Below are 25740 nucleotides of genomic sequence, written 5' to 3'. Positions count from 1 at the left end.
GGTGCATAAACCTCCTTTTATTGGTGCATAAACCTCCTTTTATTGGTGCATAAACCTCCTTTTATTGGTGCATAAACCTCCTTTTATCAATTGTAAAAGTAAATTTTATTTTTTTAAAATCAATATATTAAAAGACGAAAAAATTGTCTAAAAAACATTAAAAATTATTAAAAAGATGAAAAACGCGCGCGCGAGAGATTCGTGAAACTCCCACATTCCTAATCACGCTCAAACGTTTTTTCATCAATGTTATAAAAAATAAAATCACTTACTTGCACACCAAATCTCCATATATCAGAATAAAAAATAATAATTTCAAACTAAATCAAAAGGCTATACGGAAAAATAAAGTTTGCCTATTCCCAAAAACCAATACAACACCAAACAGGTTTTTTTAGACAGGAAAGTAAAAGCCAACCAACCTAAAATCTAAAAATCGTTTTTAAGGGGTCTAGGAAGCCCGTAGATTGCATCTAACAGGCTGGGTAATGGTAAGGGTAGTCTGAATGTGTTAAACGTCAATCTACGGGCTTCTGTGCGCGTTTTAGAAAAAGTACCTTTTTACGCCCACTGCTTCCAGCGTATGCCAACCAACAAGCATGGAGTGGTTCAAAACGTTGCTTATTATCCGCAGTTCTATGTTTTTTTTGAAAGAGTGCAAAGAAATGATTGCCACAAGATAAGGCGAAAACTAGAATCTGTACCTTATTTGTACGTTAGGAGTAAAACAAATGCCCAGTATCAACTACAATATTCGTTTGGAGCAGGATTTAAGAAACCGCGCTTTTGCGGTTTTTGAAAGTTATGGCTTATCGCCGTCTCAAGCCATTAAGCTGTTTTTGACACAAGTTGCGGACACCCACACCATTCCGCTTTCGTTTGAACACAAAGCCAATCAGGAAAAAATCCCTAATATGGCAACATTGGCAGCCATTCAAGAAGCCAAAGCAGGTAACTTGAAAGGCTATGCCAGCCTAGATGCCATGATGGACGAGATTAAACAAAGTGATTGAGCCACTACCATGACAGCAAAATACGAACTTGCACCAACCAATCAATTTAAGCGGGATATAAAAAAGCGGTGGGCAGAGCTGCTGGATAGTGATTGGGTAACGGTGGCCAATTGTTTGATTAACGATGTTGAGCTGCCAATAAAGTACAGAGACCACGAGTTAAAGGGCAATCATGCAGGTATTCGTGAATGCCATATCAAGCCCGATTTATTGTTGATGTACGAGAAGCAAGAGCAGCAAATTATTCTTATCAGGATAGGCACACATTCAGAACTTTTTGGATAAGCAACTTGGGTAATCAGTCCGCATAACCACAGTTTTTTTAAGCTGTGGTTTTTTGTTTTTGGGTCTTTAAAAAACCAAAAATCAATAAGGCGTACCTGCACCCAATTGGGTGCCGCTGACGGGGGTTAAGGGGGCGTTGCCCCCTTGCTCACGACAATTTGCGCCAGCAAATTGTGTAGTGAGTACACTATTGCGCTTCGCATAGTTTATGGGGCTGATGAAACCCCTAACGTAAGGGGTTGGCAACGGGGTTTGAATGGGGCAAAAATAAGGCGGTTTTTATTGGAAAAATATTTCTTTTTGTTTGTGATTTCTATTCTAATTGAATGAGAAAATAAATCTATTTTTTTAACTTTTAAAATCATTTCCGTTGGTAAAATAATTCTAATTGTGTGAAGAAAAAAATCTATTTGTTTGAATTTTCCAAATCATTTCCGTTGGTAAAATAATTCTAATTGTGTGAAGAAAAAAATCTATTTGTTTGAATTTTCCAAATCATTTCCGTTGGTAAAATAATTCTAATTGTGTGAAGAAAAAAATCTATTTGTTTGAATTTTCCAAATCATTTCCGTTGGTAAAATAATTCTAATTGTGTGAAGAAAAAAATCTATTTGTTTGAATTTTCCAAACCGTTTCCGTTGGTAAAACAATTCTAATCGTGTAAAGAAAAAATCTATTTGTTTGAATTTTCCAAATCGTTTCCGTTGGTAAAATAATTCTAATCGTGTGAAGAAAAAAATCTATTTGTTTGAATTTTCCAAACCGTTTCCGTTGGCAAAATAATTCTAATCGTGTAAAGAAAAAAATCTATTTATTTGAATTTCCCAAACCGTTTCTGTTGGTAAAACAATTCTAATTGTGCAAAGAAATAAATCTATTTGTTTGCTGAAAAAAGCACCCCGAACAGGGGTGCTTTAAAAGTCGTTTGGCACATCGGGCGATTTGGCTCAAATGCGCGGAGCGGGTCAGCTAGGGGGTCAAGGGCAGCACTTATGGTTTATTCCCAAGTTCTTTAATATAAATCATTTTTTATAAAAAATGGGATTTTTATGTAGGGGCGCAGAAAAAAACATCGGCGTTTTTAAAATAGCTTAAAGAACTTTGATGAAATGGGGTCTGCCATGTCTCATTACGCCATTTTGCGTATTGCCAAGCATAAAACCGCACAAAACCTAGCCAGTAGCTTAAAACACAATTTCCGCGAAATCCCGACCCATAATGCCAACGCGGACATCACACCGAACAACGGGCATTTTTCAAGGGAATTTGCCACGTTGGTTAATCGCCATTATGACTGTATTGATACGACACATAAGGCGATGGATTGGTTTAATCAGAGATTGGTGCAAATTGCCGCCAATGGAAAAATCAGAAGCAATGCGGTATTGGCGGTGGAATACCTTTTAACGGCCAGCCCCGAATGGTGGGCGCAGAGTACATCTGCACAGCGAAACGAGTGGCGGAAGCGGACGGTTGATTTTTTGGTGCAAAAACATGGTGCTGAAAACATTATTGCAGCGACATACCAAGTTGATGAAACAACACCGCATATCTCTGCTTTTGTCATTCCCGAATATCAGGGGAAACTGAATGCCCGTCATTTTTTTGGCGGACGAAAAAATTTGAGTGAGCTGCAAACGGACTATGCAGCGCAAGTAGCAGATTTGGGTTTAAGTCGCGGTATTGAGAACAGTAAAGCGACACACAAAACCATCAAGCAATACTATTCGGAAGTGAATCAGGTGCTTAATGGGAATCTGCCTGTACAGGAGCTTTATCAGGAAATCCACCAAAAAATCCGTATTCCCAAAAAGGGGATTTGGGAAAACCATGATGAATACCAGCACAAAATCTATAACTTGGTCGGGCAATCCGTTTATGAAATGCTTGCGCCCAAATATGCCTATTTTCCCAAAGTGAATAGGGCTTTGAAACAGAAGCAAAGGGAATTGGCACAATTGGATAAGCAGAAAAATGATTTCTTGCAGCAGTACCGTAGGCAGGTTGATGAAGAAGTGTTGTCCCGCACCCAAGAATTGAGCAGAAATCTGAACAATGCACGTTGGGAGAATCAGAAGCTGTTTAATGAAATAAACGGCAAGAATGAAATGATTGCAGAGCAGAAACAAATATTGACCGAACAAGAGTGGGAAATAAAACGACTGTCGGCAGAAGTTGCCGAACAGGAGCGCATTATTGCCGAACATAAGCAGGCATTTGATGATTTGTTTGAAAAATTAAAAGCAACGCAAATTGAATTAAACAGGTACAAAGAAAAATACGAGCCGCAGCAAAAAACTTTCGGTATGGATTTTTAAAACTGCTCCAATCACAGCACTTCTCCCCACTGCTGTTGGGATAATGTATTGATTGATAAGTGGGTATCAGTAGAAGAGAAGTGGTTTTGTTGAGAGAATTATTCTTTTTAATTAGCCACGCATAGCAAAACAAATGGCATTATTTATTCTATTTGTTTGAATTGGAAAACCGTTTTAATCGAATTTCCATCGCAAATTGATTGGTTTAAATTATTCTTAATCATTGCGAATTCATTTCGTTTTAATAGGGTTTTAAATTTCTTAATCAATAGCGACACGATGCCATTATTTAAAGCCCCATAGTGATTTAAATTTAAACCACTATGGGGACGTTGCTTAACGGGGGAATGGTTTATTGCAGATTCCATCCGTTTTTTGGCACGATGTGCCTATCCTGCGTGTAGGGAAAGAAAAATATTCAAACAACAAACGGACAGGCAAACGGATATAGACAGACAAGTAAACGGACATAAGCAGACATCAATAGACAACTTACAGACAATGATGGATTTAAATAGATATTTGATGCTCCCGCAATCACGGTTTAAGCCAAGCAGTTGGGTAGCCAATGCCCTGACGGATAAGTGGAATAATCTTTCAAATTTATTTGGATAAATAATTATTAATTATAAAAAACCTGTTTTATTTTGAAATGAACTACTTTAGAATACGCCAATCTAAAAAACACCAATCTATGCCATTTAAGTTACAAGGAAGCCACCATGCTGGAAAATGGTTTTGTTTTACTCAACAGCCATGAATTTAATATTCATCAATTGATTAACGATTTAGAAACAGACTGGGGTATTTCCGCCCAAGCAGAACGACATCAGGATTCCTTTATCCTGAACATCGGCGATTTTTTATGTGTGCTTGGCTTAATGCCCGCCCCCGTTCCCAATGGCGAAGCGGCACACTATGCCAAAGGCAATTATTACTGCCCCGATGCTGTTGCTGCTGCTGAAGCCCATCAAGCGCATTTGATGGTTACTGTGATGAACCAAGCTGAAAACACCGAAGTGCTTGGCATGAATTTGTACAGCAAAATCGTTTCCAGTTGCCTGAAACCGCAAAATGCCACTGCCGTTTATACTTCAGGAACGGTTTATACGGCTGATTTCTATCGGAAAGTGGCGCAACAATACTTACCCAATAATGAAATCCCGATTATGATTTGGGTGTACATTGGTTTGGGACAGAACCAGCAGGGCAATCAGCTCTATACATCGGGCATGGCGAAATTTGGCAAAGATGAAATGGAAATTTTAAACAGCCCAATGGATATGGGAAAGCTGCACGCTTCATTAAGCAGTATGTGCGCCTATATCATCAGTTCGGGTTTGGTGCTGAAAGATGGGGAAAGCATTGGATTTAGCGCAGAGCAGAAATGGCAAATCAGTCATTCTAAAAGTGTGTACGCACCCAGTGAGTTTTCATTAAAGATTGATATTCAATAAAATATTTGGGTTTAACAGGTCTATTGTTCTGTGCAATAGACCATGAAAAATTGATAGGGAGCGTGCTATGCTAAATCAGGTTTATGTTTGTGAATTCGCATATGGTAGGGTGCAACAATATGTTATGCAAGCCAGTGTTAAAGACAGTGGTTTGTTGTACCCAGAAATTCGGGGGATTTTGGGGTGGGATTGGAACCAGAGACACTTGAAGTTAAAGAAAAAACGGAAAAGTATTTTCCTTTTGCTTTAGAATTGGAAAAACAAACCTTTTTTTTATACAAAGTAAAGCGATTCCCGATGCACTATGGGTGGGCATTTATCAAAATGAAGCAATCAAATTGCCCACTCGTGAAGATTATATATTCAGTATCTGGAGTGGCGGTATTCTGTTTAATCCGTCTTGTGCAGCCATCTTAAAACAACACCGATTGGGCGAAAATATCCTGACACCTGTACAAATTTATGATTTATCAACAGGCTGTTTGGCAAGTGATGAAACGTATTATTTCCTCAATCTGTATGAAAGACGAAAATATGTTTGTTACCCACAGTCTAGTAGTATTTTTACCTATCTGCAAAGTTCAGAAAAATATACAACGAATGGTATTCCCATTAAAGATAATAGACTTGAAGTAGATAAATCTGTTTTGGGTTGTGATGTGGATTTGTGGTATGACCCCAGATTAGGTAGCCATTTCTTTATGTCAGCAAATTTACATCATGCTTTATCTCAAGCAGGAATGATTGATAAATTCAATCCGTATACTTGCAACCTTATTTAATAAATTGATTATTTTGGAGATTATATTATGGCAAATTCAGAGAAAGTACCTCAACAAGCACACCACATTATTCCAGAAGCAGTTTTTGATAGAATGATTGGGGACTTTATTGCAGTTTTTGGCAGGGACAGCGGGGCAGTTTTTAAACAATTGGGCGGAAATTTTATTTATCTGCATAACGATAATCAAGCTGCCGAAAGAGCCCAAAGACTTTTATCTAATAACAAAGACTTATTTGGCGATTTATCTTTTGGTGGGGCATGGCATCATGGTTCGCATCCGAGTTATGATAATGTAGTTAGAACTAGATTGGAAAGGATATTTGAGGGTACTTTTAGTCCAAACCCAGATAAGAATAATGAAATCAAACAAATGATGATTTTAGATTTACAACGTGGTCTAAAAGAAATCTTGATTGATGGTGTACCAAATGTGATGCAAGCTAATCAATTTGATGCAGAAGCTATGCAGAATGCTTTAGACGGTAAGGGCATTTATTCCCCAAATAATCCAGATGATACCATTGCCAGACGGCTTCTTAATGATTTTAATGCAGATTTACACAAACCTGATACGGAGAGATTTTTAACCCGTAAATTTGGCGATACGGGAACAACAAAAATTGCCGAATTCACAGGCACTAAACTTGTGGAAAGGGTTGGGAAACTTAATAAAGTTACGCAATTTATTTCTGATACAGGACAACCTAAATTTAAGGAAATATTTGAGAAAACATTAAAGGAAGGATTAAAGAAAGGTGAACTAATTGATGCAACCAAAGCAAGGCAACTTATCTATCATACCACTTATGATGTAGAAAGATTTTTGACGGCAGCTGATGTGTTCAAAGATGCAAATGGGCAATCTACATTTAACTCAGAGAGTTTAAATAGTTTCTTGGACAAGTTTAAGGAAGCTGTTAATCACAGTTTGACTGACGGTAAAGACCCTTCTAAGATTTTGGAGATTTAGAAAAAATACCTTTAGATGCTAAAGCGGCTAAATTATTGGCTGATTTAAGAACCGCTATGGGGAATCGAAGCAATAAAGTCTTTTTGCATTTCAACGATGTGGATATGTCCAAGCTGGACAATAATATACTTCAAAAGAATGCACTTAATGATGTTTTTGATTTTCTGGAAACAACAGATAGGTTTGATAATATCAGCTTAAACGGCATGAAAATTGGGGAGTGGAAAAGCTATTTAAACCCGCCAAATGGCGGAAGTGGGAGTAATGGCGATTCGTCCAAAACGATTTCATTAAAAGAAAAAGTTTTGGGAAAGGTCTCGCAAGATACGAAGTTATTTAATATTCGTAACGCTAAATTTAAATTTAATCTAGAGAACTTTAAAGATTTTATTTTAAATGAAGATAAAACGCTCACCGAACAAGAAAAACAACGTTTAAGTAAATATAATAAAGAGTTCTTTGATAACTTTTATGCCCATCTGGACAAGGACGCATTATTAGAAAAAACAAAAGCCTATTTAAATTCCAGTTCGGAATTTATTAAAACCAATTCAGTGGACGTGGTAAAAAACAGTGCTACCACTAAAGGCGCTTTTGCCTTGTTTCTTTTAGGTTTGAGTGGAGTCGCAACGGCAAAAGCCGTTGAGAGCGCTCCTGCTGAAGAACAAAAACAAGTTTTGGTTGATATTGCGCTGAGTGAAGTTGTTTCGGAAGTTGCTTCGCAGGCTGCTGAATTCGGCATGAAGAGTTTGATTTCTGCGGCTGTTGGCACGGGTTTGGTAATGGTTCCTGGACCTGTGGCAGCGGTAGCAACATTGTTTGTTGGTATTGTGGCAGGTATGTATGGCGAAGACATCTATGAGCTGACCAAAGACTTGGACAAGAACGGCAGAATGGATTTTGTGGACCGAATGAGTACGCTTATGTTTGGTCAAGACATTAAGCCGAATCAAATCCCTGAAGTTTTGAGCCGCCAGTTAGCAAACAATTTTAAAACCCAAAAAGTGGAATTAAGTGCCGAAATGTCGGTTCAGGAATTGGTTGCCAAAGCAAAAGAAAACATCGCTTATCGCTATGCGCTGCAAGAACTGAATCCGTTTGTGATTGACGGGGCGAATTATGATGCCTTAAATGAAGACGGTTCGTTGAATTTGCTTAACCCACAAAACCCACAACAAGACCCGCAAGGTATGTCGGAGCAATATCTGACAGACCGCGCTACCATGTTGTTGCTGCAATTAAAATATTTACAAAACGGCTTAAAACTGGGTCGGGATTTAAGCAGTTATGGCGTTGAAGGCGATTGGGATTACCTTGATTACGGTAAACACCCGTTTGCGGGTGAGCCTGATTCACCTTTGGTATTTTCCATTGACGGTAACGGTATTTCCACAGATGACCACATTATTGCCTTTGGGACAAAAGGCAATGATACGTTTGAAGGCAGCGATGAAAGCGACCGTTTTTACGGTGGCGCAGGAGATGACACCTTTACCAGCAGTAAGGGCGATGATTATATGGAAGGTGGCGTTGGCAATGATGTTTACCACATCAAGGGCAAGGACACGGTTTTTGACAGCGATATGAGCGGGCAAATTGTCTTTGACGGTTTAAGCCAAAGCCCCAGTCTGTTTGAAAAAACAGGCAAAAACAGTTGGGCAGCTTTAGATGCGGGCCACATCACAGCCACACGCAACGATAAGGACTTATTGATTCAAAACAATGATGATTCCGTGCTGATTAAAGGCTATTTTTCAACAGCCAAACACATTGACAATATGCTGTGGAGCGGCTTTGGCTTTAATTTGATTGAAAACACAGTTCATCACACTTATAAAGTAAACAATGGCCTTATCAACAGCTTCCAAATCCGTCCCAACCCTGCCGATAATGAAACCATTGCGGTTATCGGTAATAAGCGTGGCGATATTGTGATGCCTTTTTCCGCAAAATCCGTTATCGTGGACAGTGGCGATGGCAAAGACACTATCTATGGCAGCGTAAAAGGTGGGAACATTATTTTGGGCGGCAAAGACCATGACATTTTGCATGGTGCAAATCATAGTCCTGGCACCAGAGACAAAAACACAGATGTTTTGACTGATGTGATTGTGGGTGGGGAAGGTCATGATTTGATTGACGGTATGGGTGGTAAGGACATCATTCACACTGGCGAAATTGACGAACATCTTGATAAAAAAAGCAGTAATGAAAAAGGCGATTGGGCAGTAGGACATCTGGGCGATGATGAAATTTACGGCAGTCGCGGTCATGACTTTTTACAAGGCGGTTCGGGGAACGACACCATGTTTGGCGGAGCAGGACATGATGTGATGGTGGGCGATGGCGATGTACAATTCAACAGCAAATGGAAATATATTGGCGCAACTTCATCATCAACTGCGGTTTCGCCAACGGCAATGGGGTTTGAAATGACCGAAATTGCCGGCTCACGTCTTGGTGTCGAGCATAATGTAAAAGACAAGGGTGCTGTTACCAGAAAAATTATGGAAAGGGTTTCCCTTCATGACGATGCCATGCACCAATGGGAAGTTCAAATCAACGATGAAAAAGGCGATTATGAACTGACTAATGCGCTGATTCGCCGCAATACCCATGTTGTAGAAGAAAATTCCCAATCTTCTTATGATGATACCTTGCATGGTGGTTCAGGAAATGACTTGATTATCGGTCAAAGGGGGAATGACGAACTCTTTGGCGATGACGGTCATGACATCTTGTGGGGGGACGATAACCGCGATAATCAGATTATCGGGAACGATAAGCTGTATGGCGGCAAAGGCAATGACACGCTTTATGGCGGAGCGGGCAATGATTTCTTGTCGGGTGGCGAAGGTACAAATGAATTGTATGGTGGCGATGGCTTTGACACCTATCAAATGCTTTCAAACGAAAGCCAGCATCAAATCATCAATGATTCCGACAAGCAAGGGGAAATGATTGTTGATGGTTTGAATCTGGGGCGTTTGTCATGGAAATTTGATGCGGAAACCCAAAAATGGGCTGCTGACTTTGGTACAGATATTACTGTAAAACAAACAGATGGCAGCTTACAGATTTTCAATGGCAGCAATAATGAGATTGCCACGATTGAACAATTTACCAATGGCACATTCGGCATTCAATTAGAAAACCAAGCACCTAAAGTCAAAGAGCGGGTTAATGCAGGTAGTGCGGTTTCCAATCAAGCATTTGTTCATCATTTGGGCGACAATTTGTTTGCCGATGAAGACCAAGAAAGTTTGAACTATACCGTTACGCTGGCAGACGGTTCGCCCTTACCTGCTTGGCTGAATTTCAATGCGGGTGCCATGACCTTGAGCGGTACGCCCACCAAAGACCATGTTGGCTCTATCAGCCTGAAAATCACAGCAACGGATAAAGAAGGGTTGAGCAATCATCAAACATGGGCGTTCCAAGTTGAGCCGCCACCGAATGAAGCCCCCAAACTCAAAACCAATCCGCTTGCCGTATCATCTGTGCAAGAAAACGGCAGCCAAGTGTTTTCGCTTGCCGATTGGTTTGAAGACGATAAGGCATTCAGCCAATTGAATTTCAATTTGGCAATGGCGGACGGTTCTGCACTGCCAAGTTGGTTAAATCAGCAAAACGGTTCGGTCAGTGTCGCGCCTGATTTTGATGCGGCGGGTACATACCACCTGTCTTTGTCGGCGCAAGATGAAGAAGGTTTGTCTTCTCCCGTGATGAATTGGCAAATCAATGTGGCAAATGTCAATCGTGCGCCTACGGTTTCGGGCAATTTGGATACGCAAACTTTGGAATTTGGCAAAGATTGGCGTTTGCAGCTCCCTGAATTGTTTAAAGATGGCGATAAAGGCGATACATTAAGCTACCGTTTGGAAATGGCAGACGGCTCTGCGCTGCCGCAATGGTTGCATTTCAACGCCCAATCGCAAACCTTAAGCGGGACACCTGATGTCGCGGGCAGTCTGAATTTGAAATTGACGGCCACCGACACCAACCAAGCATCGGTTGCCACCCACATCAATTTGCAGGTTAATCCCAAACCAATTAATCCAAAACCTGAACAACCCACCGAACAACCTGAAGATGGGGCATCAACCACACCCCCAGTCAAACCCAATACCACAGACAGTTTTGGCAATGATAAATTGGAAGGTTCGGACAAAAACGATGTGATGAAAGGTGGTTTTGGCAATAATACCCTAAATGGTGGTAACGGCAACGACACATTGGACGGCAGTTTTGGCGATGATATCTTGAATGGCGGCAACGGCGATGATACGCTGGACGGCGGTTTTGGTAACGATACCCTGAATGGTGGAAGTGGCAATGATACGTTAGACGGTAGTTTTGGTAACGATATTCTGCGTGGCAGCAACGGTAATGACACGCTGGAAGGTGGTTTCGGTGATGACAGCTTAAATGGTGGCAATGGTCATGACACATTGGAAGGTGGCTTTGGCAACGACACCCTGAATGGCGGTAACGGCAATGACAAGCTGGACGGCGGCTTCGGCGATGATGTTCTGATTGGTGGTAAAGGCAACGATAAATTGAGCGGTGGTTTCGGTAACGACACCTACATTTTCAATTTAGGCGACGGACACGACACCATTCAAGAATCCTTTGGTCAGGATAAATTAAAAATCAACGGACTGCGTTTGAGTGATGTGCTGTTTGTCAATGAAGGGCGTAATCTGATTATTGATTCCAAAATCAGTGATGACCGCATTACCCTTGAAAACCACTATCTCTTTGCCAATAACCCACGCATGACCAATTCAGCATCAAACAGTGATAAGGTTGATGTATTTGAATTTGCCGATGGTCGGAGTTTAAGCTACGAGCAAGTAGAAAGACTGGCTCAACCGTTTGACTATTTGAATAACCCGAATCCATACTAAACCACAAACGCAAGCCACTTTTCCTTCCAAGGAAAAGTGGCTTTTTACTGCCTTTTAAATCTCTTCAAGATATTGAAGAAAATCAACAATCATAAATTCAGGAACAAATCGGTTGTATTCATCTACCAAGCTGCCAACGTCTTTACGCCATATTGAACCGTCTTTTGTGCTGCGAAAGCGCGTACCGTCAGGAATATTCTGCCAAGCCTGCTCGCTTGCTTTTTTCTTATCATCTTTCTGTTTTTTCTTTTTCTTTTGCTCTAAAACGTCCAAGCCCCAACGCTCCGCCACCGCTTTTTGTGTGATGTTTTGACGGTGGAAGTCGCTCACGATTTCGCCACTGGCTTCCAATCGGGCAATATGGTCGGCTATCCGCTCTTGAATGGCGGTGCGTTCTTCTTCTGAAAATTCGGCAAACCAATCGGGTTGCGGCGCAGTTTTGGTTTTTTTAGGCTGTGCGCTTTCGGATTGAGAAGCTTTTTGCGTGATTGTGAACGTAAAACCCACAATTTTCTGCCCTGCTTGTGCTGTTCATAACTGATTTTAATATCTGTTTTTTCATTGATTTTCTTTACAGCAGCATCAAGAACTCGGGCTTTTAAATTTTCAGTTCTGTATATTCGTTAGGTAATACCCCAAACGGTCTCGTAATTCATCAATACTGAACACAGGTGTTTTACCAGTAGAACGCCAAGCAATAATAATTTCATATAGCCTAACTGCATATTACTATTTAACTCAGAAACTTGCTTTAGTTCATAACTTGTGAAGTTTTTTCAAGCATAGTAATCAGTGGTGCAACCGCAGGCGAAAAAATCAATTCCACTATTGCTTCATTTTCTAAATAAGCCACTTGAGAAACCCACCGAGTACGGACAACTTTATTGCCTTTTTCAGTTTCTTCAATAAAGCTAAATTGCCTTTCAAATAAATTGTTACAAGCGTCTTTTAAGGCTTGATAGGCAGTATTGCGATTTGTACCAAAGTTGTTCATGTAACTACTGGCGGTTATTGTCAGCTTATCATTGGGCGTAATGCCTTTGCCTGTCGCTCTGGCTTCAATAATTGAAAGCAAAATTAAGCGTTGCTCTACCAGTTCCAAATTGTAGCTGGCATTGATTAGTGCGTTATCCTTGACAACAAGATTTTTAGACATTCTTCCCCCTGAAATTTGTACGGCAAACGGACACTACTCAAATTATTCTACATGATTTTAGATTGTAGAACATCTACAAAATTAAATCAAGTAGAACTTTGCACGGTAAATGTAGCTATATTGCACGGTAAATGTAGCTATATTGCACGGTAAATGTAGCTATATTGCACGGTAAATGTAGAACAATAAGAGATAAATCCAAAAAAAAAATCTTTATAATCATTAAATTATGATGTAATAAAATTACCTAAAAGTATTTAAAATATTTAAAAAGATGAAAAGGCACACGCACAAAAATTCGCTCAAAATCGCCATTTTCAGCCCGCTTTTTTCCGCTTTTCATCATCTTTTTTTGAAATTTATTTTTCTCAACGACCAATACAACACCAAACAGGTTTTTTAGACAGAAAAGTAAAAGCCAACCGACCTAAAATCTAAAAATCGTTTTTAAGGGGTCTAGGAAGCCCGTAGATTGCATCTAACAGGCTAGGTAATTAAAGGTAGGCTGAATGTGTTAAACGCCAATCTATGGGCTTCTGTGCGCGTTCTAGAAAAAGTACCTTTTTACGCCCACTGCTTCCAGTGTATGTCAGCCAACAGGCATTGGGTTGTTCAGAGCGTTACTTATTGTTCCCTGTTTTTTGTTTTCTTTGAAAAAGTACAAAGAAATGATTGCCACAAGATAAGGCAAAGACTAGAATCTGTACCTTATTTGTACGTTAGGAGTAAAGCAAATGCCCAGCATTAACTACAATATCCGTTTGGAGCAGGATTTAAGAAACCGTGCTTTTGCGGTTTTTGAAAGTTACGGCTTATCGCCGTCTCAAGCCATTAAGCTGTTTTTGACACAAGTTGCGGACACCCACACCATTCCGCTTTCGTTTGAACACAAAGCCAATCAGGAAAAAATCCCTAATATGGCAACATTGGCAGCCATTCAAGAAGCCAAAGCAGGTAACTTGAAAGGCTATGCCAGCCTAGATGCGATGATGGACGAAATTAAACAATGTGATTGAGCCACTACCATGACAGCAAAATACGAACTTGCGCCAACCAATCAATTTAAGCGGGATATAAAAAAGCGATGGGCAGAACTGTTGGACAGTGATTGGGTAACGGTGGCCAATTGTTTGATTAACGATGTTGAGCTGCCAATAAAGTACAGAGACCACGAGTTAAAGGGCAATCATGCAGGTATTCGTGAATGCCACATTAAACCCGATTTATTGTTGATGTACGAGAAGCAGGAGCAGCAAATTATTCTTATCAGGATAGGCACACATTCAGAACTTTTTGGATAAGCAACTTGGGTAATCAGTCCGCATAACCACAGTTTTTTTAAGCTGTGGTTTTTTTGTTTTTGGGTCTTTAAAAAACCAAAAATCAATAAGGCGTACCCGCACCCAATTGGGTGCCGCTGACGGGGGTTAAGGGGGCAACGCCCCCTTGCTCACGACAATTTGCGCCAGCAAATTGTGTAGTGAGTACACTACTGCGGTTAGCATAGTTTATGGGGCTGATGAAACCCCTAACGTAAGGGGCTGGCAACGGGGTTTGAATGGGGCAAAAATAAGGCAATTTTTATTGGAAAAATTTTTCTTTTTGTTTGTGATTTCTATTCTAATTGAATGGGAAAACAAATCTATTTTTTTAACTTTTAAAATCATTTCCATTGGCAAAATAATTCTAATTGTGTGAATAAAAAAATCTATTTGTTTGAATTTTCCAAATCGTTTCCGTTGGCGAAAAAAATCTATTTGTTTAACTTTCAAAATCGTTTTCGTTAGCAAAATAATTCTAATCGTGTGAATAAAAAAATCCATTTGTTTGAATTTTCCGAATCGTTTCCGTTAGCGAAAAAATCTATTTTTTTAACTTTTAAAATCGTTTCCGTTGGTAAAACAATTCTAATTGTGCAAAGAAATAAATCTATTTGTTTGCTGAAAAAAGCACCCCGAACAGGGGTGCTTTAAAAGTCGTTTGGACATCGGGCGATTTGGCTCAAATGCTCGGAGCGGGTCAACTAGGGGGTCAAGGGCAACACTTATGGTTTGTTCCCAATTTAAGATAAACCATGATTTTACAAAAAAATCGGGATTTTTGTGTTGGGGCGCAGAAAAAAACATCGGCGTTTTTAAAATAGCTTAAAGAACTTTGATGAAATGGGGTCTGCCATGTCTCATTACGCCATCTTGCGTATTGCCAAGCATAAAACCGCACAAAACCTAGCCAGTAGCTTAAAACACAATTTCCGCGAAATCCCGACCCATAATGCCAACGCGGACATCACACCGAACAACGGGCATTTTTCAAGGGAATTTGCCACGTTGGTTAATCGCCATTACGACTGTATTGATACGACACATAAGGCGATGGATTGGTTTAATCAGAGATTAGCGCAAATTGCCGCCAATGGAAAAATCAGAAGCAATGCGGTATTGGCAGTGGAATACCTTTTAACGGCCAGCCCCGAATGGTGGGCGCAGAGTACATCTGCACAGCGAAACGAGTGGCGGAAGCGGACGGTTAATTTTTTGGTGCAAAAACATGGTGCTGAAAACATTATTGCAGCGACATACCAAGTTGATGAAACAACACCGCATATCTCTGCTTTTGTCATTCCCGAATATCAGGGGAAATTGAATGCCCGCCATTTTTTTGGCGGACGAAAAAATTTGAGTGAGCTGCAAACGGACTATGCGGCGCAAGTGGCGGATTTGGGTTTAAGTCGCGGTATTGAGAACAGTAAAGCGACACACAAAACCATCAAGCAATACTATTCGGAAGTGAATCAGGTGCTTAATGGGAATCTGCCTGTACAGGAGCTTTATCAGGAAATCCACCAAAAAATCCGTATTCCCAAAAAGGGGATTTGGGAAAACCATGATGAATATCAGCACAAAATCTATAACTTGGTCGGGCAATCCGTTTATGAAATGCTTGCGCCAAAATATGCCTATTTCCCCAAAGTAAATACGGCTTTGAAACAGAAGCAAAGGGAATTGGCACAATTGGATAAGCAGAAAAATGATTTCTTGCAGCAGTACCGTAGGCAGGTTGATGAAGAAGTGTTGTCCCGCACCCAAGAATTGAGCAGGAATCTAAACAATGCACGTTGGGAGAATCAGAAGCTGTTTAATGAAATAAACGGCAAGAATGAAATGATTGCAGAGCAGAAACAAATATTGACCGAACAAGAGTGGGAAATAAAACGGCTGTCGGCAGAAGTTGCCGAACAGGAGCGCATTATTGCCGAACATAAGCAGGCATTTGATGACTTGTTTGAAAAATTAAAAGCAACGCAAATTGAATTAAACAGGTACAAAGAAAAATACGAGCCGCAGCAAAAAACTTTCGGTATGGATTTTTAAAACTGCTCCAATCACAGCACTTCTCCCCACTGCTGTTGGGGTAATGTATTGATTGATAAGTAGGTATCAGTAGGAGAGAAGTGGTTTTGTTGAGAGAATTATTCTTTTTAATTAGCCACGCATAGCAAAACAAATGGCATTATTTATTCTATTTGTTTGAATTGGAAAACCGTTTTAATCGAATTTCCATCGCAAATTGATTGGTTTAAATTATTCTTAATCATTGCGAATTTGAATGCTTAATGATTAAAAACCTGAATGTTAATCACTGTAAATTTAATCCTTAATTATTGCGAATTCATTTCGTTTTAATAGGGTTTGATATTTCTTATCAATAGCGACACGATGCCATTATTTAAAGCCCCATAGTGATTTAAATTTAAACCACTATGGGGACGTTGCTTAACGGGGGAATGGTTTATTGCAGATTCCATCCGTTTTTTGGCACGGTGTGCCTATCCTGCGTGTAGGGAAAGAAAAATATTCAAACAACAAACGGACAGGCAAACGGATATAGGCAGACAAGTAAACGGACATAAGTAGATATAAGCGGATAGGAAACGGACATAAGCAGACATCAATAGACAACTTGCAGACAATGATGGATTTAAATAGATATTGATGCTCCCGCAATCACGGTTTAAGCCAAGCAGTTGGGTAGCCAATGCTCTGACGGATAAGTGGAATAATCTTTCAAATTTATTTGGATAAATAATTATTAATTATAAAAAACCTGTTTTATTTTGAAATGAACTACTTTAGAATACGCCAATCTAAAAAACACCAATCTATGCCATTTAAGTTACAAGGAAGCCACCATGCTGGAAAATGGTTTTGTTTTACTCAACAGCCATGAATTTAACATTCATCAATTGATTAACGATTTAGAAACAGACTGGGGTATTTCCGCCCAAGCAGAACGACATCAGGATTCCTTTATCCTGAACATCGGCGATTTTTTATGTGTGCTTGGCTTAATGCCCGCCCCCGTTCCCAATGGCGAAGCGGCACACTATGCCAAAGGCAATTATTACTGCCCCGATGCTGTCGCTGCTGCCGAAGCCCATCAAGCGCATTTGATGGTTACTGTGATGAACCAAGCTGAAAACACCGAAGTGCTTGGCATGAATTTGTACAGCAAAATCGTTTCCAGTTGTCTGAAACCGCAAAATGCCACTGCCGTTTATACTTCAGGAACGGTTTATACGGCTGATTTCTATCGGAAAGTGGCACAACAATACTTACCCAATAATGAAATCCCGATTATGATTTGGGTGTACATTGGTTTGGGACAGAACCAGCAGGGCAATCAGCTCTATACATCGGGCATGGCGAAATTTGGCAAAGATGAAATGGAAATTTTAAACAGCCCAATGGATATGGGAAGGCTGCACGCTTCATTAAGCAGTATGTGCGCCTATATCATCAGTTCGGGTTTAGTGCTGAAAGATGGGGAAAGCATTGGGTTTAGCGCAGAGCAGAAATGGCAAATCAGTCATTCTAAAAGTGTGTACGCGCCCAGTGAGTTTTCATTAAAGATTGATATTCAATAAAATATTTGGGTTTAACAGGTCTATTGTTCTGTGCAATAGACCATGAAAAATTGATAGGGAGCGTGCTATGTCCAATCAGGTTTATGTTTGTCAATTCGCATTAGATAGGGTGCAACAATATGATATAAAAGCCAGTGTTAAAGGCAGTGGTTTGATGTACCCGGAAATTCGGGGTATTTTGGGAATAGGATTGGAGCCAGAGACACTTGAAGTTCAAGAAAAAAAGGAAAAGTATTTTCCTTTTTCGTTAGAACTATCTGATACAAACCATTTTTTTATACAAAGTAAAGCAATTCCCGATGCACTATGGGCTGGCATTTATCAAAATGAAGCAATCAAATTGCCCACTCGTGAAGATTATATATTCAGTATCTGGAATGGTGGCATTCTGTTTAATCCGTCTTGTGCAGCCATCTTAAAACAGCACCGACTAGGCGAAAATATCCTGACACCTGTGCAAATTTATGATTTATCAACAGGTTGTTTGGCAAGTGATGAAACGTATTATTTCCTGAATCTGTATGAAAGACGGGAATATATTTGTGAAACACAAAGCAATACTAAATTACAGGCAACGCCTACCCAGTACGGTGTGATGTCTTTCTCTGGCTATATTCGCAATCAAGAGGTTGATGTTTATCAATCTGCTTTATCTTGTGATGTGGATTTATGGTATGACCCTAGATTTATTGGACGTTTTTTTATGTCAGCAAATTTACATGATGCTTTATCTGAAGCAGGAATGATTGATAAATTTAAACCCTATACTTGTAATCTTGTTTAATGATTTTTTGGAGATTTTATTATGGCAAATTCAGTACCTCAACAAGCACACCACATTATTCCAGAAGCAGTTTTTGATGCTCTACAGGATAGGTTTATGGCGGTTTTTGGCGGACAACATGGGGCATTTTTTAAACAATTGGGCGGGAATTTTATTTATCTACATAGCGATAATCAAGCTGCCGAAAGAGCCCAAAGACTTTTATCTGATAACAAAGACCTGTTTGGCGATTTGTCTGTTGGTGGCGCACACCATTATGGTAATCACGGCAGTTATAATGAAGTTGTAAAAGACAGATTAGAGAAAATTTTTACTAATGGCAATTTCTCACAAGAACAAAAACAAATGATGGTTTTGGATTTACAGCGCGGATTAAAAGAGCTGTTAATTGAAAATAATCCCAATACCATTATGACTACTGCCAATAATGAAGAAATTGCAACAGCGATTGATAATGCTTTGGAGAGAAAGGGTATTTATTCCCCCACCAATCCAGATGATACCATTGCCAGACGGCTTCTTAATGATTTTAATGCAGATTTACACAAACCTGATACGGAGAGATTTTTAACCCGTAAATTTGGCGATACGGGAACAGGTGAAATTGCCAAATCTACAGGCAATAAGATTTTGAAAAATATTGGCGAACTTAATAAAGTTACGCAATTTATTTCTGATACAGGACAAAAGTATTTTGATAGAAAGGATATTGGGACATTTGGTAAAAAGGAAATAGCTAATGCAACCGAAGCAAGGCAACTTATCTATCATACCACTTATGATGTAGAAAGATTTTTGACGGCAGCTGATGTGTTCAAAGATGCAAATGGGCAATCTACATTTGACTCAAAGAGTTTAAATGATTTCTTGGTTAAATTTAAAACAGCTGTTAATCACAGTTTGACTGACGGTAAAGACCCTTCTGATAGTTTAAAATATTTAGCAGAAAGACCTTTAGATGCTAAAGCGGCTAAATTATTGGCTGATTTAAGAACCGCTATGGGGAATCGAAGCAATAAAGTCTTTTTGCATTTCAACGATGTGGATATGTCCAAGCTGGACAATAATACACTTCAAAAGAATGCACTTAATGATGTTTTTGATTTTCTGGAAAAAACAGATAGGTTTGATAATATCAGCTTAAACGGCATGAAAATTGGGGAGTGGAAAAGCTATTTAAACCCGCCAAATGGCGGAAGTGGGAGTAATGGCGATTCGTCCAAAACGATTTCATTAAAAGAAAAAGTTTTGGGAAAGGTCTCGCAAGATACGAAGTTATTTAATATTCGTAACGCTAAATTTAAATTTAATCTAGAGAACTTTAAAGATTTTATTTTAAATGAAGATAAAACGCTCACCGAACAAGAAAAACAACGTTTAAGTAAATATAATAAAGAGTTCTTTGATAACTTTTATGCCCATCTGGACAAGGACGCATTATTAGAAAAAACAAAAGCCTATTTAAATTCCAGTTCGGAATTTATTAAAACCAATTCAGTGGACGTGGTAAAAAACAGTGCTACCACTAAAGGCGCTTTTGCCTTGTTTCTTTTAGGTTTGAGTGGAGTCGCAACGGCAAAAGCCGTTGAGAGCGCTCCTGCTGAAGAACAAAAACAAGTTTTGGTTGATATTGCGCTGAGTGAAGTTGTTTCGGAAGTTGCTTCGCAGGCTGCTGAATTCGGCATGAAGAGTTTGATTTCTGCGGCTGTTGGCACGGGTTTGGTAATGGTTCCTGGACCTGTGGCAGCGGTAGCAACATTGTTTGTTGGTATTGTGGCAGGTATGTATGGCGAAGACATCTATGAGCTGACCAAAGACTTGGACAAGAACGGCAGAATGGATTTTGTGGACCGAATGAGTACGCTTATGTTTGGTCAAGACATTAAGCCGAATCAAATCCCTGAAGTTTTGAGCCGCCAGTTAGCAAACAATTTTAAAACCCAAAAAGTGGAATTAAGTGCCGAAATGTCGGTTCAGGAATTGGTTGCCAAAGCAAAAGAAAACATCGCTTATCGCTATGCGCTGCAAGAACTGAATCCGTTTGTGATTGACGGGGCGAATTATGATGCCTTAAATGAAGACGGTTCGTTGAATTTGCTTAACCCACAAAACCCACAACAAGACCCGCAAGGTATGTCGGAGCAATATCTGACAGACCGCGCTACCATGTTGTTGCTGCAATTAAAATATTTACAAAACGGCTTAAAACTGGGTCGGGATTTAAGCAGTTATGGCGTTGAAGGCGATTGGGATTACCTTGATTACGGTAAACACCCGTTTGCGGGTGAGCCTGATTCACCTTTGGTATTTTCCATTGACGGTAACGGTATTTCCACAGATGACCACATTATTGCCTTTGGGACAAAAGGCAATGATACGTTTGAAGGCAGCGATGAAAGCGACCGTTTTTACGGTGGCGCAGGAGATGACACCTTTACCAGCAGTAAGGGCGATGATTATATGGAAGGTGGCGTTGGCAATGATGTTTACCACATCAAGGGCAAGGACACGGTTTTTGACAGCGATATGAGCGGGCAAATTGTCTTTGACGGTTTAAGCCAAAGCCCCAGTCTGTTTGAAAAAACAGGCAAAAACAGTTGGGCAGCTTTAGATGCGGGCCACATCACAGCCACACGCAACGATAAGGACTTATTGATTCAAAACAATGATGATTCCGTGCTGATTAAAGGCTATTTTTCAACAGCCAAACACATTGACAATATGCTGTGGAGCGGCTTTGGCTTTAATTTGATTGAAAACACAGTTCATCACACTTATAAAGTAAACAATGGCCTTATCAACAGCTTCCAAATCCGTCCCAACCCTGCCGATAATGAAACCATTGCGGTTATCGGTAATAAGCGTGGCGATATTGTGATGCCTTTTTCCGCAAAATCCGTTATCGTGGACAGTGGCGATGGCAAAGACACTATCTATGGCAGCGTAAAAGGTGGGAACATTATTTTGGGCGGCAAAGACCATGACATTTTGCATGGTGCAAATCATAGTCCTGGCACCAGAGACAAAAACACAGATGTTTTGACTGATGTGATTGTGGGTGGGGAAGGTCATGATTTGATTGACGGTATGGGTGGTAAGGACATCATTCACACTGGCGAAATTGACGAACATCTTGATAAAAAAAGCAGTAATGAAAAAGGCGATTGGGCAGTAGGACATCTGGGCGATGATGAAATTTACGGCAGTCGCGGTCATGACTTTTTACAAGGCGGTTCGGGGAACGACACCATGTTTGGCGGAGCAGGACATGATGTGATGGTGGGCGATGGCGATGTACAATTCAACAGCAAATGGAAATATATTGGCGCAACTTCATCATCAACTGCGGTTTCGCCAACGGCAATGGGGTTTGAAATGACCGAAATTGCCGGCTCACGTCTTGGTGTCGAGCATAATGTAAAAGACAAGGGTGCTGTTACCAGAAAAATTATGGAAAGGGTTTCCCTTCATGACGATGCCATGCACCAATGGGAAGTTCAAATCAACGATGAAAAAGGCGATTATGAACTGACTAATGCGCTGATTCGCCGCAATACCCATGTTGTAGAAGAAAATTCCCAATCTTCTTATGATGATACCTTGCATGGTGGTTCAGGAAATGACTTGATTATCGGTCAAAGGGGGAATGACGAACTCTTTGGCGATGACGGTCATGACATCTTGTGGGGGGACGATAACCGCGATAATCAGATTATCGGGAACGATAAGCTGTATGGCGGCAAAGGCAATGACACGCTTTATGGCGGAGCGGGCAATGATTTCTTGTCGGGTGGCGAAGGTACAAATGAATTGTATGGTGGCGATGGCTTTGACACCTATCAAATGCTTTCAAACGAAAGCCAGCATCAAATCATCAATGATTCCGACAAGCAAGGGGAAATGATTGTTGATGGTTTGAATCTGGGGCGTTTGTCATGGAAATTTGATGCGGAAACCCAAAAATGGGCTGCTGACTTTGGTACAGATATTACTGTAAAACAAACAGATGGCAGCTTACAGATTTTCAATGGCAGCAATAATGAGATTGCCACGATTGAACAATTTACCAATGGCACATTCGGCATTCAATTAGAAAACCAAGCACCTAAAGTCAAAGAGCGGGTTAATGCAGGTAGTGCGGTTTCCAATCAAGCATTTGTTCATCATTTGGGCGACAATTTGTTTGCCGATGAAGACCAAGAAAGTTTGAACTATACCGTTACGCTGGCAGACGGTTCGCCCTTACCTGCTTGGCTGAATTTCAATGCGGGTGCCATGACCTTGAGCGGTACGCCCACCAAAGACCATGTTGGCTCTATCAGCCTGAAAATCACAGCAACGGATAAAGAAGGGTTGAGCAATCATCAAACATGGGCGTTCCAAGTTGAGCCGCCACCGAATGAAGCCCCCAAACTCAAAACCAATCCGCTTGCCGTATCATCTGTGCAAGAAAACGGCAGCCAAGTGTTTTCGCTTGCCGATTGGTTTGAAGACGATAAGGCATTCAGCCAATTGAATTTCAATTTGGCAATGGCGGACGGTTCTGCACTGCCAAGTTGGTTAAATCAGCAAAACGGTTCGGTCAGTGTCGCGCCTGATTTTGATGCGGCGGGTACATACCACCTGTCTTTGTCGGCGCAAGATGAAGAAGGTTTGTCTTCTCCCGTGATGAATTGGCAAATCAATGTGGCAAATGTCAATCGTGCGCCTACGGTTTCGGGCAATTTGGATACGCAAACTTTGGAATTTGGCAAAGATTGGCGTTTGCAGCTCCCTGAATTGTTTAAAGATGGCGATAAAGGCGATACATTAAGCTACCGTTTGGAAATGGCAGACGGCTCTGCGCTGCCGCAATGGTTGCATTTCAACGCCCAATCGCAAACCTTAAGCGGGACACCTGATGTCGCGGGCAGTCTGAATTTGAAATTGACGGCCACCGACACCAACCAAGCATCGGTTGCCACCCACATCAATTTGCAGGTTAATCCCAAACCAATTAATCCAAAACCTGAACAACCCACCGAACAACCTGAAGATGGGGCATCAACCACACCCCCAGTCAAACCCAATACCACAGACAGTTTTGGCAATGATAAATTGGAAGGTTCGGACAAAAACGATGTGATGAAAGGTGGTTTTGGCAATAATACCCTAAATGGTGGTAACGGCAACGACACATTGGACGGCAGTTTTGGCGATGATATCTTGAATGGCGGCAACGGCGATGATACGCTGGACGGCGGTTTTGGTAACGATACCCTGAATGGTGGAAGTGGCAATGATACGTTAGACGGTAGTTTTGGTAACGATATTCTGCGTGGCAGCAACGGTAATGACACGCTGGAAGGTGGTTTCGGTGATGACAGCTTAAATGGTGGCAATGGTCATGACACATTGGAAGGTGGCTTTGGCAACGACACCCTGAATGGCGGTAACGGCAATGACAAGCTGGACGGCGGCTTCGGCGATGATGTTCTGATTGGTGGTAAAGGCAACGATAAATTGAGCGGTGGTTTCGGTAACGACACCTACATTTTCAATTTAGGCGACGGACACGACACCATTCAAGAATCCTTTGGTCAGGATAAATTAAAAATCAATGGGCTGCGTTTGAGTGATGTGCTGTTTGTTAATGAAGGGCGTAATCTGATTATTGATTCCAAAATCAGTGATGACCGCATTACCCTTGAAAATCACTACTTCTTTGGCAGCAATAACCCACGCATGACCAATTCAGCATCAAACAGTGATAAGGTTGATGTATTTGAATTTGCCGATGGTCGGAGTTTAAGCTACGAGCAAGTAGAAAGACTGGCTCAACCGTTTGACTATTTGAATAACCCGAATCCATACTAAACCACAAACGCAAGCCACTTTTCCTTCCAAGGAAAAGTGGCTTTTTACTGCCTTTTAAATCTCTTCAAGATATTGAAGAAAATCAACAATCATAAATTCAGGAACAAATCGGTTGTATTCATCTACCAAGCTGCCAACGTCTTTACGCCATATTGAACCGTCTTTTGTGCTGCGAAAGCGCGTACCGTCAGGAATATTCTGCCAAGCCTGCTCGCTTGCTTTTTTCTTATCATCTTTCTGTTTTTTCTTTTTCTTTTGCTCTAAAACGTCCAAGCCCCAACGCTCCGCCACCGCTTTTTGTGTGATGTTTTGACGGTGGAAGTCGCTCACGATTTCGCCACTGGCTTCCAATCGGGCAATATGGTCGGCTATCCGCTCTTGAATGGCGGTGCGTTCTTCTTCTGAAAATTCGGCAAACCAATCAGGTTGCGGCGCAGTTTTGGTTTTTTTAGGTTTAGGCTGATTTTTTATGAACTCAAAACGAAAACCCGTGATGACACGCCCTTGTTTACGTTGCTCATAAGTCGCAGTCAAATCCGTTCTTTCATTGATTTGTTTTAATGAAAAATTAAGAACATATCTTTTAAAATCAGACATTCCCTTATATTCGGTAGGCAATAAGCCAAAGCGGAAGCGCAAATCATCAAGGGAAATTTCCAACCAGCCTTTACCAGCTTTTTTATCCAAGTGTTGCATAAAAAATTCATACAGGCGCATGGCATAACCACTTGATAATTTGGATACCTGCTTAACTTCATACGTTGTAAAGCGTTTTTCCAGCTCTACTAGAAACGGGATAATATCGTCAGAGAACTTGAATTGAATACTTGCCCCATTTTCAATGTAATCAGCAGATTGGATAAACCTACGATAAGCAACCTGTGATTGTCCCTTGTTATTGATGAATTTATAGCCCCATTCCGCACGAAATAGGCTTACAACCGTCTTTTTAAGTACCCTGTATGCAGTAGATTTATCTACACGGAAGTGGGAAATATAGTCAGAAGCATGAATAGTTAAATTCTTTCCTTTCAACTCTTCTACCGTATCACTAACTTCACGCGCTTTAAGAATAGCCAATAATATAATTCTTTGTTCCACTTCATTTAATTTATGGCTTGCTTCAATCAATGCATTGTCTTTAACAATTAGATTTCCCATAAATCCTCCACTATTCCACAAAAATAGAATTTTAACAAAATCTCCTTAAAAAGAAAAACTATAAAAATCTCTTTTATTGGTGCATAAACCTCCTTTTATTGGTGCATAAACCTCCTTTTATT

17 protein-coding genes are annotated in these 25740 nt (G+C 40.5%); 13 read left to right on the top strand and 4 right to left on the bottom strand.

Going from position 1 to position 25740, the window contains the following annotated elements:
* Positions 1-731 precede the first annotated feature (731 nt).
* The 7 genes from H3L98_RS00080 (at position 732) to H3L98_RS00050 (ending at position 11737) form a co-directional block, all read left to right on the top strand.
* Positions 732-1013 carry a type II toxin-antitoxin system RelB/DinJ family antitoxin gene (locus H3L98_RS00080; protein ID WP_182078409.1) on the top strand — a complete coding sequence of 94 codons (282 nt, stop codon included), beginning with the start codon at positions 732-734 and terminating at the stop codon, positions 1011-1013.
* A 9-nt stretch (positions 1014-1022) separates the two neighbouring features.
* Positions 1023-1298, top strand: coding sequence for a type II toxin-antitoxin system YafQ family toxin (locus H3L98_RS00075; RefSeq protein ID WP_182078408.1), 276 nt, complete (start codon positions 1023-1025; stop codon positions 1296-1298).
* A 1121-nt stretch (positions 1299-2419) separates the two neighbouring features.
* Entirely contained in the window at positions 2420-3616 is a 1197-nt protein-coding gene (gene mobV, locus H3L98_RS00070; protein ID WP_182078407.1) for a MobV family relaxase, read from the top strand.
* A 722-nt stretch (positions 3617-4338) separates the two neighbouring features.
* Positions 4339-5073: a DUF4261 domain-containing protein gene (locus H3L98_RS00065; protein WP_182078406.1), complete on the top strand. Its 735-nt coding sequence runs from the start codon at positions 4339-4341 to the stop codon at positions 5071-5073.
* Between the two features lie 338 nt (positions 5074-5411).
* Positions 5412-5855 carry a hypothetical protein gene (locus H3L98_RS00060; RefSeq protein WP_220458623.1) on the top strand — a complete coding sequence of 148 codons (444 nt, stop codon included), beginning with the start codon at positions 5412-5414 and terminating at the stop codon, positions 5853-5855.
* 27 nt (positions 5856-5882) lie between these two features.
* Positions 5883-6827: a hypothetical protein gene (locus H3L98_RS00055; protein ID WP_182078404.1), complete on the top strand. Its 945-nt coding sequence runs from the start codon at positions 5883-5885 to the stop codon at positions 6825-6827.
* Positions 6828-7441: 614 nt separating this feature from the next.
* Positions 7442-11737 (top strand): putative Ig domain-containing protein, encoded by a 4296-nt coding sequence (locus tag H3L98_RS00050; protein WP_182078403.1) that lies wholly within the window; start codon positions 7442-7444, stop codon positions 11735-11737.
* 54 nt (positions 11738-11791) lie between these two features.
* On the opposite strand, the gene H3L98_RS10860 is transcribed toward H3L98_RS00050, so the two are convergent.
* On the bottom strand, positions 11792-12244 hold the full coding sequence (locus H3L98_RS10860) for a hypothetical protein (RefSeq protein ID WP_246327789.1): 453 nt from the start codon (positions 12242-12244) through the stop codon (positions 11792-11794).
* 244 nt (positions 12245-12488) lie between these two features.
* Positions 12489-12893, bottom strand: a complete 405-nt coding sequence (locus H3L98_RS10850; protein WP_246327790.1) for a RepB family plasmid replication initiator protein — start codon at positions 12891-12893, stop codon at positions 12489-12491.
* A 734-nt stretch (positions 12894-13627) separates the two neighbouring features.
* On the opposite strand from H3L98_RS10850, the gene H3L98_RS00040 reads away from it, so the two are divergent.
* Positions 13628-13909: a type II toxin-antitoxin system RelB/DinJ family antitoxin gene (locus H3L98_RS00040; RefSeq protein WP_182078415.1), complete on the top strand. Its 282-nt coding sequence runs from the start codon at positions 13628-13630 to the stop codon at positions 13907-13909.
* A 9-nt stretch (positions 13910-13918) separates the two neighbouring features.
* Positions 13919-14194, top strand: coding sequence for a type II toxin-antitoxin system YafQ family toxin (locus tag H3L98_RS00035; protein WP_182078408.1), 276 nt, complete (start codon positions 13919-13921; stop codon positions 14192-14194).
* A gap of 207 nt (positions 14195-14401) precedes the next feature.
* Here H3L98_RS00035 and H3L98_RS00030 read toward each other — a convergent pair whose 3' ends face one another.
* Complete coding sequence (locus tag H3L98_RS00030; RefSeq protein WP_182078414.1) at positions 14402-14716, bottom strand: hypothetical protein; 315 nt, start codon at positions 14714-14716, stop codon at positions 14402-14404.
* Between the two features lie 351 nt (positions 14717-15067).
* Between H3L98_RS00030 and mobV (H3L98_RS00025) the strand changes: the two genes are divergently transcribed.
* From mobV (H3L98_RS00025) to H3L98_RS00010, 4 genes are all read left to right on the top strand, one after another.
* Complete coding sequence (gene mobV, locus H3L98_RS00025; protein WP_182078413.1) at positions 15068-16264, top strand: MobV family relaxase; 1197 nt, start codon at positions 15068-15070, stop codon at positions 16262-16264.
* A gap of 818 nt (positions 16265-17082) precedes the next feature.
* Positions 17083-17817, top strand: coding sequence for a DUF4261 domain-containing protein (locus H3L98_RS00020; RefSeq protein WP_182078412.1), 735 nt, complete (start codon positions 17083-17085; stop codon positions 17815-17817).
* A gap of 67 nt (positions 17818-17884) precedes the next feature.
* Positions 17885-18601 (top strand): hypothetical protein, encoded by a 717-nt coding sequence (locus tag H3L98_RS00015; protein ID WP_156932329.1) that lies wholly within the window; start codon positions 17885-17887, stop codon positions 18599-18601.
* A 96-nt stretch (positions 18602-18697) separates the two neighbouring features.
* Positions 18698-24457: a putative Ig domain-containing protein gene (locus H3L98_RS00010; protein WP_182078411.1), complete on the top strand. Its 5760-nt coding sequence runs from the start codon at positions 18698-18700 to the stop codon at positions 24455-24457.
* Between the two features lie 54 nt (positions 24458-24511).
* On the opposite strand, the gene repM is transcribed toward H3L98_RS00010, so the two are convergent.
* Complete coding sequence (gene repM, locus H3L98_RS00005; RefSeq protein WP_182078410.1) at positions 24512-25618, bottom strand: replication initiation protein RepM; 1107 nt, start codon at positions 25616-25618, stop codon at positions 24512-24514.
* Positions 25619-25740: the final 122 nt, after the last annotated feature.

This window comes from Conchiformibius steedae, assembly GCF_014054725.1.
Classification (GTDB): Bacteria; Pseudomonadota; Gammaproteobacteria; order Burkholderiales; family Neisseriaceae; genus Conchiformibius; species Conchiformibius steedae.
Note: the sequence above shows the minus strand (reverse complement) of the source record. Positions and strands in the feature narration are given on the sequence as shown.

Excerpts from the sequence above, each read along its gene's own strand:
- H3L98_RS00080 (WP_182078409.1), top strand. The coding sequence starts at position 732 with ATGCCCAGTATCAACTACAATATTCGTTTGGAGCAGGATTTAAGAAAC.
- H3L98_RS00075 (WP_182078408.1), top strand. The coding sequence starts at position 1,023 with ATGACAGCAAAATACGAACTTGCACCAACCAATCAATTTAAGCGGGAT.
- mobV (WP_182078407.1), top strand. The coding sequence starts at position 2,420 with ATGTCTCATTACGCCATTTTGCGTATTGCCAAGCATAAAACCGCACAA.
- H3L98_RS00065 (WP_182078406.1), top strand. The coding sequence starts at position 4,339 with ATGCTGGAAAATGGTTTTGTTTTACTCAACAGCCATGAATTTAATATT.
- H3L98_RS00055 (WP_182078404.1), top strand. The coding sequence starts at position 5,883 with ATGGCAAATTCAGAGAAAGTACCTCAACAAGCACACCACATTATTCCA.
- H3L98_RS10850 (WP_246327790.1), bottom strand. The coding sequence starts at position 12,893 with ATGTCTAAAAATCTTGTTGTCAAGGATAACGCACTAATCAATGCCAGC.
- H3L98_RS00040 (WP_182078415.1), top strand. The coding sequence starts at position 13,628 with ATGCCCAGCATTAACTACAATATCCGTTTGGAGCAGGATTTAAGAAAC.
- H3L98_RS00035 (WP_182078408.1), top strand. The coding sequence starts at position 13,919 with ATGACAGCAAAATACGAACTTGCGCCAACCAATCAATTTAAGCGGGAT.
- H3L98_RS00030 (WP_182078414.1), bottom strand. The coding sequence starts at position 14,716 with ATGGATTTTTTTATTCACACGATTAGAATTATTTTGCTAACGAAAACG.
- mobV (WP_182078413.1), top strand. The coding sequence starts at position 15,068 with ATGTCTCATTACGCCATCTTGCGTATTGCCAAGCATAAAACCGCACAA.
- H3L98_RS00020 (WP_182078412.1), top strand. The coding sequence starts at position 17,083 with ATGCTGGAAAATGGTTTTGTTTTACTCAACAGCCATGAATTTAACATT.
- H3L98_RS00015 (WP_156932329.1), top strand. The coding sequence starts at position 17,885 with ATGTCCAATCAGGTTTATGTTTGTCAATTCGCATTAGATAGGGTGCAA.
- H3L98_RS00010 (WP_182078411.1), top strand. The coding sequence starts at position 18,698 with ATGGCGGTTTTTGGCGGACAACATGGGGCATTTTTTAAACAATTGGGC.
- repM (WP_182078410.1), bottom strand. The coding sequence starts at position 25,618 with ATGGGAAATCTAATTGTTAAAGACAATGCATTGATTGAAGCAAGCCAT.